Here is a 13,314-nt window from a genome sequence, read left to right on the forward strand (position 1 = left end):
ATCTCCGATTAAATCGGCGTATCTACTCTACCTCTAGTTATTAATTTACACTGAGCTGTATCTTTGTGGATTCGATACAAGTAAATCATGCCATGCACAATTCATACCTCAAGCACCTTTTCTAAACATCTAAGGTATGCCCAAGTTATTAGATTTAGTTGTATGATCTTGAAGTCTCTTTTCTGCTCATATTTCCCCCGTCTTACCCTATAATTATATATTATTATTATAATATTGCGACCACTCGACTCCATGAAGCATCTGCTTTCTCTAACTTTATTGGAAAACAGCACACTTTAAATCCATAAGGTTTAGGAATACTGGTTAAATTACAAAGCCGTTCTATCTGTAAATAGGGATGATCACGTCCGATAAAATGAGATGGCCATAAGCAATCTTTATTCCCGGTTCTTTTATAATCGTTAATCATCTCTATGAATGGCCGATCAAAGCTGAATGCATCTGTCCCAATAATCTTTACCCCTTGCTCCACTAACCATTGAACAGCACTACTTTCAATCGCTCTATAGTGAGTAAAATAGGATTTTGCTCCCAAGAGTTTATCAGCTCCGGTATTGATAAGGACAATATCATTTTCTTTTATTTTATAATTAATTTTCTTTAATTGGTTTTCTACCGCCTGTTTATCAATTGACTGATTATCATGACTAAAATCAAGTAATACACCATGACTATAAAACCAATCCAAAGGAATATCAGTAATGGTTGCTGGCTGATCTTGCCCTTCATGCCACCCATAGTGATAGGGAGCATCAATATGCGTTCCGGTATGTGTGGTCAAGTGATAATACATCAGTGATAATCCCATACCATCAGGAAAATCGTTGTGATCAATGATCCACTTTTTGCGTTTAAACAGTTTTACAAAGGCTCTTTTCCACCATGAACTGGTATGGAAATACAAGTAACTCTCACCTAATTTATTGGCGCCCTCTTTATGATCAACGATCCCCCTGGTTACTTTCTCAGGTTCCCAAAAATCACAATCTATAGGAACACTTAAGTCAATAATATTACTCATCTTTGTTCCTTATAATTTCGGAATAGTTTATTTCCTTGATATTTGGTGTAGAAATTACCTTCTTTTGAGAGAAGGCACAAACAAATTGCTGATTATGAATCAATAATGTGCTCGCTTCTAATTCTTTCATATCTTTAACAGAATCAGGGTTATTAGCCAATAATTTCTCATGTAAAGTCGAAGCAAATAATTTAATATATGCTTCAAGTCTAACCCAATAGTATAATGACATTAAATGATAATAATTATGAAATCCGGGACTTACTCCTGATCGTTGTTTTAACATTACACCTTGCATATATTCCAGCTCCTCATCTTTAATAAAAGATTCAATAATTTCTGAAAATTTTACCTTAGAAGGAGTGACTTCAATATCAACACCTATTTCCCTTGAGCTAAAACCGATGGCACAATAGTTTCCTGAGGCACTCAATGAAAAATAATATTTGAAGTCTTGCTCCGTGGATATATAAGGTTTCCCGTTATCATTCGTTATGATTTCATAATCAGATAAATACTGACTTAAAACATAACGTAATGCAGCCCGTCTAAATATAAATTTTTTTCTTCTATCCGCTAAACAAATTTGATTATGGCGAACTATATCGGAACGGTGAATTAACTGTTCAATAGAAGCTAAATCAATATCGTCGATTTTTACAATCCAAAGATCAAAAAAATCAGAGGATAAAGAAACACCGTCCATGATTAGTAATTACCTAATCCACCACACACATTAAGCGCTTGAGCGGTTACGGCCCCGGCGAGAGGGGATGCAAGATAAGCAACCATTTCAGCCACTTCATTAGGTTCAACATATCTTCCGATAGGAACACGCTCCTCTACTCTTCTTTTCGCCTCTGCCACATCAGTGCCCCAAATTCTGGCGTAATGCTCTCTGACACGCTCCGCCATCTCACTCTCAACAAACCCAGGACAAACCGCATTAACCGTAACACCTGAACCATTACGCGCTAATTCAAGCCCTAATGATTTAGTCAGGCCAACAACGCCATGCTTAGAAGCAGAATAAGGCGCGCCATGAATAACACCTTGTTTCCCGCCGGTGGAGGCAATATTGATAATTCTGCCGCCAGATGACATTAATTTTCTTTTCAAAACTTCATGTATAACAAAATAAGTGCCATTTAAATTAATGTTTATGACATTTTGCCAAGTTCGTGGGCTTATTTCAGCAGTAATACCGCCACCAGAAATGCCAGCGCAATTCACAAGCACCGCCAGCTTATTATCTTCAAGCTCTAGTTGGTCAAACGCTTTTTTAACATCTTCATGATTAGAAACATCACAAACTATTTTCTTTGCAAATTGACTACCATATTTATTGCGTAACTTGTCAATCGCACTATCAAGACGCTCAGGAGTACGCGATAATAATATTGGTTCAAAGCCGTCCTCAGCTAATCTTTCTGTAATTGCGAAACCAATATCTCCTGTCGCACCGGTAATAAAGGCATATTTCATCTGAACTATTCCTATCGTTATTTATACCCGTCATCTTTCAAGTTGCCTCTTTGTTGGCTGCACTCACTCACCCCGGTCACAGAGTTATCTATGCTCCCGGGGATTCACTCCCTTGCCGTCGCGATGCATCTTGAAATCTATAGGGTTATATTATTGCTATTCACGGAAAAACACGATTACCCCTAACAAGCATTATTCATAAACTAGTGACAGTTTTTGTCAGCATTTACAAAAAATATTAACTGATTCTCGTAAAAATCAATAATATAACAATGTTACATTTACTACAACGTATTAATACCAAAATACTTTATCATACCGCTATACAAATTCATCTTTTTCTGACTAATCAGAGAATCAAATAAATAATCAGTAATAACCACTTTATTTACAATTGGTTGGAAAATAAGATGTTATGAATTAAACGTTAGGTTATTTTTTCATGGAATGACAATTGATAGATGGGACGACGTGTAATATAGGAAAATCTGAAAGCTTTTACTACCTATCTCTTAAACAGGTTTATGTGCCCAATTAACCCCATTGTCAGCATAGATTGATGATACATCTTCTAATAACACATTCTTACTGTCAGGATGTCAGACCGTTTAAAACCGGCGATATACCAAAGTTAATCACCGGCCAGCTTATGTGACAGTTTAATGTATACCGGATTCCTCTATAAAATATAACTTTTGGTTATATTAAATATAATCAATAAATATATTCCAACAACGTTATTAAAAGGAATTAAATATAAAGATCATAATTTCTCAATATTCTCTATCAGGATAGTTTAGATCTTAACTTTATAACAAATAATCCACTTATTAATAAAATCCTTGCCAGATATTTATTATAGTATTTACGCGATTTTTATTATTTTATCTACCGCGACAGTCACCACACCTTCGTGATAACTAAATTCAAAATTCCAACCAAGCCGATTTAGCATATTGAATAATTTATCAATAGTGTGGTTTTCCAGCTTTCCATTAATGATTTCACTAATTCTCGCTTGAGTCGTTCCCAAAAGCTCCGCCGCTTTTACCTGACTTAAACCACGCTCCTGAATCATCTTGCGGATGATCACCATTAATTGAGCGCGAATATGTTTATCATTTGCCTCGTTAGGATTATCGCTTGATGAAGCATAAGGGTTTTTCGTTACTATAAATTCCATAATCTCCGCCTTAATTAGTACAGTGCCGGTAAGAAAACGATATCAAGCAAGAAAATATATCAAATTTGATATAAACGCAATATCTATCCAAACACGGTACACTCATTCATAAGGGCCAAGGAAACGCACCCCGTTAAAATGAATGAGATGAGATGGTGCATCTGCAACCCACACCTCACTCTCCCATGCAATTTCGCCAAGGTAGCGGCTCATAATACTTCGGTTCGGAAAAGCGGTAACGTAGACTAGGCCAGCTTTCGATCCAGCAAACAATTCGGCAAGCTCGGCATGCCGCTTGCCATCAACTGGGCCATGACTAGTGACAGACTCAACCAACAACAACCAATTTTTCGCAGTGTAATGCAGTACCACATCCGGCATCTTACCGTGTGAATCTACATCAACACCTAACCCAGATAACAGCTCAGAGTCAAAGTAACCCCATTTATCGCCAGTATCACCAACATAAACCAACACACTATCCGGGGCAAAGCGTGGGGCAAAATCCTCGATAATGGCCCGGATCAGCGTGCTATGCTCTCCGGGGCTGAGAGCAATCTTCCTCCCCGGAGCAATCTCAACAGGAATACGATTCTGTTCACGCTCTTTGGCATAACGGGCGATCAACGTTTCCCGCTCGGCCAGATAGGCTGTTAGGTTGTCATACCACTCAGGCATACCAAAGGTTCGTAACAAAGCTAAAGTAGCGGGTTCAATCTGATAAGCCGCCTTGGGACTGTTCACTGAGCGATCGGGTTTATCTGGATTGTAAAGGGCAATACCCGCATGACAGAACTGATGCATAGTCTGACGGCGAAACGTCTCGCGGGTATTCGGCGCGTATTCTTTGTTATAGAACTCTCGTACCCAATTCATGATGGGTGTGATGCCCAAAAGCGGATTTTCCGCAGTAGCCCACGCCTTACCCGGCGTAAGGTTTAATAGGGCCAACAGACACAAAGCAGAACGCTCATTCTGCTGTGCACGCGGCAACCCCAAAGAAGTGATGATATGACACGCAGCTTCGATATAGTCGTTTTTGTCGTTCATTCGATTAGGCTCCCTAATTTGGCATCAATCATAACTTGCGTGAGTTCTCCTTGCTGCATGGCCCACTCGCCAAGTTCAATCAACGTGTCGCGGCTCGGGTACTTCATCATCTTGAGGTCAGTTGCATTAACCTGAGTATGACCGTTGAAACGTCGAAAATTCTCATCAACAACGGTCGTGTTCAGAAACAGAGCCAAACCACGGGCCAATCGTTCGGGTAAACCATGCTTGTTCTCATGAAATAAGTTCAAATGGTTCTCGAAGCCCAGTACGGACGCGTCGCCAAATGTATCTGGTTCAACCACATTCGCCATGATTCGACGCTTTTCCTCTTTGGACGAAAAACGCCGTACCACGCAGTAAAAACCGCTTGGGTAAAGCCATTTTTCAGTGTCAGTGTTGCGTTCAATAGCGTTAGGCTTTTTCATACCTTCGATGGGCCATCGAGTAACGTTGCTGCTGAAATGGCCGGGGTAGAGTAAAGGCACCGTCCCCGGCCCTGGCATGCTGCGCAGGTGCGCTTTCAGCCGGAAGTCAACTACAGGCCCAGTAGATACCTTGATACCAAGGTCAGCCAGCGTGTAGCGGATCGCCGAGGATAGCTCAAGGGGGCTTTTCTCCGGCGACGTGGGCACATGGATAAATTGCTCGGGATCATCCGGGAATACAATCCGATCAAATGGATACTCATGGGTAACAAGATCAGTGAAAGTGTCATCGGTCGAAGTTGATACCGTTACTGGCCCTTGCTGACCACCACACTCAAACCGGATGATGATATTCTCCTGCAAAACTTCGTCATCTTTGAATGCTTTGCTGCGCGATTCGAACAAGTGCATATGCCGGATAGCTGCACGCTCTAGAATGAAATTACGGAACGGGCGGTAATAGGGTCCGTTGCAGAAACTGCGCGGGATGATCGCCACAATCTGCCCTCCCTGCACCACCTCAGACACGGCAAGCGCCACAAAAGCCGAATAGAGGTTTACTGTCTCAATACCAACACGGCGCAAAGCCAGTCGATGCGCTGAATTGCTGTTGATCTTCTTGTAAGGAGGATTGAGGATCGCATGTGTATAGCCTTGCCCCTGCTGACCTTCGGTAGTTGCCAATTCGATATAATCACCCACGATGATACGCGGCGTGACACAATTGTATCCAGCCAAGTGCTGTGACAGATAGCCACACAGGTTGTCATCAATCTCGTAAGCCGTCACCTCGGCGGACTCAAAGTCAAAACCGCCCGCCACCCATCGATCAAGGAAGGCACACGACAATGCTCCCACTCCGGCTCCCGCATCTAATAGACGGCAGGTACGCAAGGTGCTAGGCGGAAAAAGGGATGCCATAAAACGGGCTATGTTAGCAGGGGTCATGAATTGACCGAATTCAGCCTTGCGTTTCTTAGTAATCCGAGGAGCAATCTTACGGCGCACACTGTCTGTGGTGTCTAATTGTTGGAGCATTATCATATCTGGATAGTGAGTTTCGTTCAGTGTAAATGATACACCACCAAGCAACAACGAAACCTGATTTTACATCAATATGTCTTCTACACCGTTTTAATTTCTTAACCCGCCACAAACTTACCCTCCTACTTTCAACAACAAATAATAGCGATTCAGCAATTGATTAAAACGGGTATTAATTTGCATCAGTAATGCCAGCGATACGGTACCGCTCTTTTTTTGTTCCGCCAGTTGACGCAGTAACTCCTCTAGTGGCGGAGTATTCGCCAACGGCTGCCGAATACCAAACACCATAGACTTCAATTCAGAACCGGTGAGATAACGACCACGTTTCTCGTCCAGTGCGTCAAGTCGTTCTGTCAGATGTTGCAGGCGTAATTGGGCCTGATGGTAATTTTCCAACGCCTGCATAGGCAGTGCCGCCGCTTCACGCCGGTGTAACCACTGATTTTGCATATCCTGTACTGCCTGGCTGGCCGGCCACAATGTGCGTAGCTGTTGCAATAGATGAGAACCATAATTCAAGGGCCACAAGGCCGGTAAATCGTTTAAATTTGTCAGTTGCGCACGACTTGCATCCAACGTTTTATCCTGTAACCGGCTCAGTAGCGCCGCATTGTCCGATTGGTGTAATTCGGCAAGTTGAGCTGGCAGCAGTGTCTGCGGTAATGGATAGGTCGTCGCCAGCAAAGCCTCAACCAATGGGGACGGTTGTTGCAGCTTGTCCACCAGCCAACTGCCTGTCACCACTAACGCACAAAATACAACTCCCGCTACAAAACCGTGCCAAACTTTCCAGCGCGAAGCAGCCAAGATCTGAGCGACTTTGACTTGCGGTTGCACCGATGAGGTTGCCTCCTGTACCACATAGATCAGTTGCAGCGCAGACGATTCCTCGGGCAGCAAAATAGCATTGCCTTCTACAGGCTGCGCAGAGGCGAGAGATACCGGTACAGAGCCTTTTTCCTGCTCCAGACACTCTAATCGTCGGGCGCTGTTGTGAAGCTGTACACGCAAGCTGTCAAGTTTACTTACATGTTTCAGCTCCAGACGTTGAAGCACCCCGCACAACTGTTCAAGCACCTTTTCCACGCTGTAAATGAGCGGCAAGTCAAGATAAGAGAAGACGCAAGTGCGCAATACCTGCTGTAAACGTGCAACCAGCCAAGCGAAAATTTCAATCCGCGCATGAGTCGGTTGAGGCCAGAACCGCGCCCATTGATGGCTCACTAATCCATCAATCAATGCTAATCCTTCATCAATACCGGCTAATCCGGTGCGTTGAGCTCGGGCCAATGTGTACCAGGCGGCACTTTGTAGCTCTACGCCATTTAATCGAAACAATGACAAGCAAAGTTGTTCAACTCTGGCCCAATCAACATCGGGCCGAGCCGGATGGTTCAATTTACCTATTTCTTCTTTCAGCGCCCTGAATTCCGGCAGTGCGCGTGGGTCATCCCCGGTATGTATCGTGTTACCGGACGATATTGCAGTCATAACAGTTATCCTTATCAGACTATTTCAGCAAGCTAGCCTAATGAAACAGAGGGGTTAATCTATATGGCCCTGTTGACGTAAATGGCGGATTAATACCTTTCCTTCCGGCACAAATTCTGTACTAAAACGCACTAATCCTATCTCTTTCAACTCAGCGTTGATGTCATAACGCAAGTGTCCCGGCTCAATTTGCGGCAATAACGTGATATAGACCTGTTTCAAACGCGGCTCATAGGTCAACAACGTGTGTTCGATTGTGGCAATCAGATCCTGTGACGACGCGGGCAGCCCCTGCAAGATGACGTTGAAATCAGGCAGACCATAATCCGGCAAATGAGCAATCGAACCCGCACGACTGCTAAGGATACGTTGCATATTATCCATCACGGATAAAATCACTTGATTTCGTTCATCGATCTGTTTGAGATCCAGCCCGCCGTTAAAGTTAAACATCAACATTTCGTAAAGCGAAGGTCTTAGATGTTTCATTGATCACCCCTTCACATTCAATGTCAGTGTGCCTTTATCCAACTCGATGGTGCGCGGTTTATCAGCATCCAATTCATCACGTCTGATCACCAACCGCCAACTCTTATTGGCGGCATCCGGTGTGTGAAATAGCCCCACAACCCCAACAAACCGTGTCGCTTTCTCCATCGGCATATCCAGTGACACACTCCCCTTCGGCGCCACTCGGATATCCCGCTGCGCCAGCCGATCCGCCTTAAGCGCTTCGCTATCGCCTTTCACCAGTTCCGCATAACTGGCACGCTCAAACGCTTTATTGTCTTTAAGCTGATAAACACGTATTACCGTGCTCAGCGGAACTTGCGCGCCGGTAGTGTTAAGTGCGCTGCGCGCACTGAAATCCAGACGCAGCGTTTTCACCTGCTTATGGAAAATGGAATGCGTAACAGCTGCCGTGCCATCAGTTACGGTCTGTGTCAGACCACATCCGGCTAACCCAACCGTCATCAAACACACTATGCCGCCCATCATGACGGATTTAAAATTGATAGCTGCCATTCTCGGCCTCCCTATATTGATAACTCGATAAAAGCCCTTGATAGTGCCCCAGATTAATTTTCACCATGCCAGAAACCGTTTGTGATCCTGGTTTCAACCCCAATACGCCTGTTCGGCCTAACCGAACACGCTGTTTCCCCAACTGCGCTGGCGGCAATACCCATTTGGGTAAGGTGAGCTGTAATCGCACACTGCAACGCCAGCCCAGATAAACACGCAACAACACCAACAGGTCGGTATGCAGTTCCCCCTGCGGTAACCATCCCTGAGCTTCATCGGTATCTTCGGTATAGAGCTCCAGCTCCATTTGGCTGTTAACATCCGTCCCGACTTTGCCCAATACTGGGCGTTGAGAAAGTTGAACCGGATGGCGACGACTTAAGCGAACCGGCTGAGTCAACCGCACTCGCCTGCGATCATGAGGAACCACTTGTACCTGCGTAAGAGGAGCCAGCAGCTTAACCAGCGCCATCACCCCTTCCGCTATCCGGGTCGGCAATCGCATGATGCTGAGTAGGGCCAAAAAGCGAGAAACCGGCGTTGCAATATGTTGCTGGCTGCCGGTGATCCCCAAACCAATCAGCCCAAGCAGACATTGGGATGTTTGATCTTGACCGCTCGGTTCATAAGTCGCGGGATAGGAATATTTACGCCAGATACGGTAATACTGGGTCATCATTCGATGGTTAAAAATATCCAGAAAGTCCGCCACATCTTCATAGCCTTCACTCTGCTGGACGATATCGTTCAGATAAGCAGTCGGCAGCGGTGAATCTACGCCATACAGGCCGAGAAACGTCGTGCGTACTGTTGGTGGCTGTTCAGGTTGTTGCTCATCCCACTCCACATTTTTCAGCTCGCCGGCGGGAAAACCCATACCAGGATCAGGCCGGAAACGGATCGGATCATCACCGGGCGACATCGTACTGCCCAACGGCGGGCATCCATCTCGCATACTCTCCAGCAACTGGCAGAAGCGATAAAAGTTAAAATCGTAAATATTCGGCGCCAGTTGCTGCATTAGCCGGGAATACGCTGATTGTGATTTTCTTGCCATCGCAAACATCTCCCAGAAGGTTGAAGGATCAGTGTCAATTGGTTAAACAGATGAATATCGGTATACAGCGAGAAGAAACGGTTAAGCAGCTCGCCGAACAGGAAAATATCGCCCTCGCCGGAGAAGCCGTTGCTATTAAGGGTTATCTCAATATCAACGCCCCGTAGCAGAAAGCCCTGTTCAAAACGTTGGATTAAGGCGTGTTTCACCCCAACAATGGCGTCCAGACAGCGGCAGTTCATCTCATCATCGGTCCAGTTATAAAGACCTAACGTGCCGCGCAGCACCTCTGGGTTATCCATCATGCTAAGAAAGTTAGAACCGAGATGGCTCAATATCCGCCAGTGGAAACGGTCATTCGCCGGGGGATAACAGGGTAATGTCGGCGAGCAAAGGTTTCTTACGCGCAGCTGGCCTGCGGCGGAGTGTAATGTCTGCTCAAGTTGGGTGTTACGTAATGCCTGACGAGGTAACTGCCCGTTGGTACCGGTAATACGCAGTGAAAGGGTTTCATCATCAAGCTCAGGGTCGGTTTCAAACGATTCCCCACCGAGGATCAGCCAGGTATCGTGCAAACCCGAGGGGCCTCGACATACACGAGTATGGAAATAACGCTCCGGCGCGGAACTACGCATAATGCCGCCCCGATGGCGAAAGCTGCTAAACGGTACAAAACACTGCGCATCACCTCGTCGGGAAGAGGAGACTTCATCCACCGAGTAAATTTCAGTATGACCATCCTGAATACGCATTGGGCGCAGTAGATACTCATTTTGCATACGCGAAATGTGCATCGGATCAGCTTCAACACGGAACAAATTGATTACCGGCACACAGTGCAATCGGATATTTTCCGCTGAAAATTTCAACTCATAAGGCCACGGTTCACTCAGTACGATATCTAACTCAAACCAAGGCGTATTGGCTGGAATGTCTAGCGTGTCGAGGCCATTGAGCGCCACAAACATAAATTTTTCACGGAAAGTAAAATATTCCAGCAACAATTGATAACCACTGAACGCGCTCTCTTGTTTCGGCCACAAAACATCATCGTTGTCGAATCCCATTGGGGAAAAAGAGCCATTATCAAGACGAGAACGTCCTTCCCGACTGGGCAAGCGTGCGTAAATGTGTTGAGTCTGTCGGGTCAACGCCAGATGCAAGGCAGAACTCACCGGACGGCCAGCTTTGAGATACAGAGGCAGCCGTGACAAATCCACCTTATCCCACTCCGTCAACTGACCGCAGTCAAAACGCAAACGGATCACTGAACGACCGTCGGCTTCATTTTGCAACGTCGCAGAAGCGATATGCAGCGGTGTAATCGGTATATCACGGGTAGTCCGGTAATAGCAGCGGGTCTGGCTTGGCCCTACGGGCTGAGATATCACTTCAAACCCTTTGGCGATCACTTCGCTTTTTGGCAAAGTCTGATAATCAGGCGCCAATTCAACAATAGAGAGTGAAGGAATAGTGCGCAGATAGTGCGGCCACAGCAAACTCACCAGCCCTTCCGTCAGTTCCGGCAAATCATCATCAAGTTTCTGACGCATCCGCCCCATCAGGAAAGCGAAGCCTTCAAGCAATCGCTCTACATAAGGATCGAGATCCCGATCGTCACTCAGATTCAGCATGGCGGCCCGATCCGGGTGCGCCTGCGCAAACTCTTTACCCGCCTCACGCAGATAGTGCATTTCCGCTTCGTAATAGCGGAGAATTAAATCATCCATATCATCACTCTTATGGTTGTTATAAAACGAAAAAAAGGGATAAAAACTCGTCGAAAAGGTGTATGACCGCACCTATATCGGACAGACAGCATCAACCACAAAGCACCGAAGCTCTGACCGGATCAATCGCCACCAATCCAGCCAGCAGGGCCTCCATCCGTTGCGCCATCCTTGCCTTATCATGTTCACTGCGTTGGGCTTTCATGCGCAGCAACTTAAGCAGACACGCTTTTACCTCAAACATCAGCTCCGGCTCCCATTCGCCAAGATTGAATTGCTCATCGGCGTCAAGCTCGGTCAATAAATGCAGCGCCATTTCATTTTTGCCGTATTGCTCCGCCACCCGCGCCATCAGCAAACGTTGTAACCAGCGGTGACGCGCTCCATTGATGCCGGGCAATTGCCCCAACCAGCGTAACGCCGTATCAATGCCGTCGCTGTCCGCCAGTTGCAACGCCTCCGCTTCCAGCGACAAAACATCATCATCGCGCCGAGGTTGCGCCGGTAAATGCTCAAACTGCCAGTCGGCCTGATTGTCATGAACCTGTTGGGCTATCCAATCGGTTGTCACCTCATCAGCAAAGGGCGTTCCGTCGTTATAGGCCATACTCTCCAGCCCCGGCAGCCGTTCAAGCAGGATTCTCAGATCGTGTTTCATGATGTCCGCCCAACCTTCGTAAGGGCAGCCCAATCGGTTTAATGCCTGACAGAGATACCACTGCAAATCCAGCCAGAAATGATTCACCCCTTCCGCAAACATGCGCTCGGCCTGCTCCAATAACTCATGCCAGTTCTGTTGCCGGTAGAGCCGCTTTAACTGGGCGCGATATTCGGTGCGGGGAGGCACCAGACGAGTGCGCTCATCGGCATCCTGTGGCGGTAGCTGATGTACGGTATCCCAACGAACACTGCGTATCAGCCGGGCGGAAGAGAGCCAGCCCTGAGGCTGATCACTGAGATAACGCACCAATTCCCGCGCCTGATTCAACAGATCACGCCCAGATTGCACCTGACGCCATACCGGTGGTTCACCCGGCGCTGACGCATTGCTCTGTCCCCCCGATGGCGCTGCCGGAGCGGCAGTTTGCGGCACCACTGCACTCACGCCGCCGGACTGAGCTAACCGGTTCTCTAATGTTCTTGCCAGCCCAACGAGGCTTGGACGAGATTCTTCATCCCAAGAGGAAAATGAGTGTTCCAGTAACACCAACGCCGCCAGAATGTGGTCAAAATCAGTCCGGTTGACCTCTGGATAGCGAGATAAACTGTCCCGCATTTTTGCGCCGGTCAGCCACTCCAGCGCGGCTTTACGGCTGCTAGTCCGACTGGGCAGCAGGGCTTCGCCAAAACGATCCACCAGCCCGGCCAATAGCGCCAACCCTTCTGCCAGACCACGCTCCCCCTCACAATGCAGCCTGGCCCACACATAGTAGGTCGCCACGCGGACATCTTTACATTTGGTGGTCAACAACCTTTCCGCCAGTTGACAAATCAGAGCGGTATCAATGCCACTGATTTTGTTGACCTCCTCCCGCATATGCTGAAAATCGTCTTCATAGACCGGATCATTACCTGTGGGCGCATCGGAACTAATGGGTAACAACCAGTTTTCCCACAGCGCCGCGTTCTGCCGTGCTTCTGCAAGCGCATCGCGTTCAACAAAACAACTCGCAATTAGCTGTTGCAGCATCTTTATATTCTCCTTTAATGCTGAATATCTCTGTCAGCCACTGGAATTCTGCTCATTAATAAAGAGACAGAAATAGCTCCACCAT

Annotated in this window: 12 protein-coding genes; all 12 read right to left on the reverse strand. The window is 46.5% G+C overall.

Annotation, left to right across the window (positions count from 1 at the left end; genetic code table 11):
- Positions 1-226: 226 nt before the first annotated feature.
- The 12 genes from C6H66_RS08395 to tssA all read right to left on the reverse strand — a co-directional run bounded on the left by C6H66_RS08395 (position 227) and on the right by tssA (position 13,229).
- Positions 227-1,042, reverse strand: coding sequence for a cyclase family protein (locus C6H66_RS08395; RefSeq protein WP_046396663.1), 816 nt, complete (start codon positions 1,040-1,042; stop codon positions 227-229).
- Positions 1,035-1,748: a 4'-phosphopantetheinyl transferase family protein gene (locus tag C6H66_RS08400; protein ID WP_105395334.1), complete on the reverse strand. Its 714-nt coding sequence runs from the start codon at positions 1,746-1,748 to the stop codon at positions 1,035-1,037. The genes C6H66_RS08395 and C6H66_RS08400 overlap by 8 nt, the downstream gene beginning before the upstream one ends.
- A gap of 2 nt (positions 1,749-1,750) precedes the next feature.
- Positions 1,751-2,527 (reverse strand): SDR family oxidoreductase, encoded by a 777-nt coding sequence (locus C6H66_RS08405; protein WP_036809543.1) that lies wholly within the window; start codon positions 2,525-2,527, stop codon positions 1,751-1,753.
- Between the two features lie 865 nt (positions 2,528-3,392).
- On the reverse strand, positions 3,393-3,710 hold the full coding sequence (locus C6H66_RS08410; RefSeq protein ID WP_105395335.1) for a helix-turn-helix domain-containing protein: 318 nt from the start codon (positions 3,708-3,710) through the stop codon (positions 3,393-3,395).
- 102 nt (positions 3,711-3,812) lie between these two features.
- A complete protein-coding gene (locus C6H66_RS08415) occupies positions 3,813-4,760 on the reverse strand; it encodes a BsuBI/PstI family type II restriction endonuclease (protein ID WP_105395336.1) in 948 nt (315 codons plus the stop codon).
- Positions 4,757-6,226 (reverse strand): Eco57I restriction-modification methylase domain-containing protein, encoded by a 1,470-nt coding sequence (locus C6H66_RS08420; RefSeq protein ID WP_105395344.1) that lies wholly within the window; start codon positions 6,224-6,226, stop codon positions 4,757-4,759. The genes C6H66_RS08415 and C6H66_RS08420 overlap by 4 nt, the downstream gene beginning before the upstream one ends.
- A gap of 120 nt (positions 6,227-6,346) precedes the next feature.
- Entirely contained in the window at positions 6,347-7,726 is a 1,380-nt protein-coding gene (locus C6H66_RS08425; protein ID WP_105395337.1) for a VasL domain-containing protein, read from the reverse strand.
- Positions 7,727-7,780: 54 nt separating this feature from the next.
- Entirely contained in the window at positions 7,781-8,215 is a 435-nt protein-coding gene (tssE, locus tag C6H66_RS08430; RefSeq protein ID WP_036809547.1) for a type VI secretion system baseplate subunit TssE, read from the reverse strand.
- A 3-nt stretch (positions 8,216-8,218) separates the two neighbouring features.
- The gene (gene tssJ / locus C6H66_RS08435) at positions 8,219-8,752 is read right to left on the reverse strand and encodes a type VI secretion system lipoprotein TssJ (protein ID WP_046394545.1); all 534 of its coding nucleotides are present in this window, start codon (positions 8,750-8,752) and stop codon (positions 8,219-8,221) included.
- Complete coding sequence (tssG, locus tag C6H66_RS08440; protein WP_105395338.1) at positions 8,733-9,809, reverse strand: type VI secretion system baseplate subunit TssG; 1,077 nt, start codon at positions 9,807-9,809, stop codon at positions 8,733-8,735. Before tssG ends, tssJ begins: the two co-directional genes overlap by 20 nt.
- On the reverse strand, positions 9,773-11,539 hold the full coding sequence (tssF, locus tag C6H66_RS08445; protein WP_105395339.1) for a type VI secretion system baseplate subunit TssF: 1,767 nt from the start codon (positions 11,537-11,539) through the stop codon (positions 9,773-9,775). The genes tssG and tssF overlap by 37 nt, the downstream gene beginning before the upstream one ends.
- A gap of 91 nt (positions 11,540-11,630) precedes the next feature.
- Positions 11,631-13,229, reverse strand: coding sequence for a type VI secretion system protein TssA (gene tssA, locus C6H66_RS08450; protein WP_105395340.1), 1,599 nt, complete (start codon positions 13,227-13,229; stop codon positions 11,631-11,633).
- Positions 13,230-13,314: the final 85 nt, after the last annotated feature.

This window comes from Photorhabdus hindustanensis (assembly GCF_002968995.1).
Lineage (GTDB): Bacteria > Pseudomonadota > Gammaproteobacteria > Enterobacterales > Enterobacteriaceae > Photorhabdus > Photorhabdus akhurstii.

Coding starts and splice junctions, on each gene's coding strand:
- C6H66_RS08405 (WP_036809543.1), bottom strand. CDS start 2,527: ATGAAATATGCCTTTATTACCGGTGCGACAGGAGATATTGGTTTCGCA.
- tssJ (WP_046394545.1), bottom strand. CDS start 8,752: ATGGCAGCTATCAATTTTAAATCCGTCATGATGGGCGGCATAGTGTGT.
- C6H66_RS08410 (WP_105395335.1), bottom strand. CDS start 3,710: ATGGAATTTATAGTAACGAAAAACCCTTATGCTTCATCAAGCGATAAT.
- C6H66_RS08425 (WP_105395337.1), bottom strand. CDS start 7,726: ATGACTGCAATATCGTCCGGTAACACGATACATACCGGGGATGACCCA.
- C6H66_RS08400 (WP_105395334.1), bottom strand. CDS start 1,748: ATGGACGGTGTTTCTTTATCCTCTGATTTTTTTGATCTTTGGATTGTA.
- C6H66_RS08420 (WP_105395344.1), bottom strand. CDS start 6,226: ATGCTCCAACAATTAGACACCACAGACAGTGTGCGCCGTAAGATTGCT.
- tssG (WP_105395338.1), bottom strand. CDS start 9,809: ATGGCAAGAAAATCACAATCAGCGTATTCCCGGCTAATGCAGCAACTG.
- tssE (WP_036809547.1), bottom strand. CDS start 8,215: ATGAAACATCTAAGACCTTCGCTTTACGAAATGTTGATGTTTAACTTT.
- tssF (WP_105395339.1), bottom strand. CDS start 11,539: ATGGATGATTTAATTCTCCGCTATTACGAAGCGGAAATGCACTATCTG.
- C6H66_RS08415 (WP_105395336.1), bottom strand. CDS start 4,760: ATGAACGACAAAAACGACTATATCGAAGCTGCGTGTCATATCATCACT.
- C6H66_RS08395 (WP_046396663.1), bottom strand. CDS start 1,042: ATGAGTAATATTATTGACTTAAGTGTTCCTATAGATTGTGATTTTTGG.
- tssA (WP_105395340.1), bottom strand. CDS start 13,229: ATGCTGCAACAGCTAATTGCGAGTTGTTTTGTTGAACGCGATGCGCTT.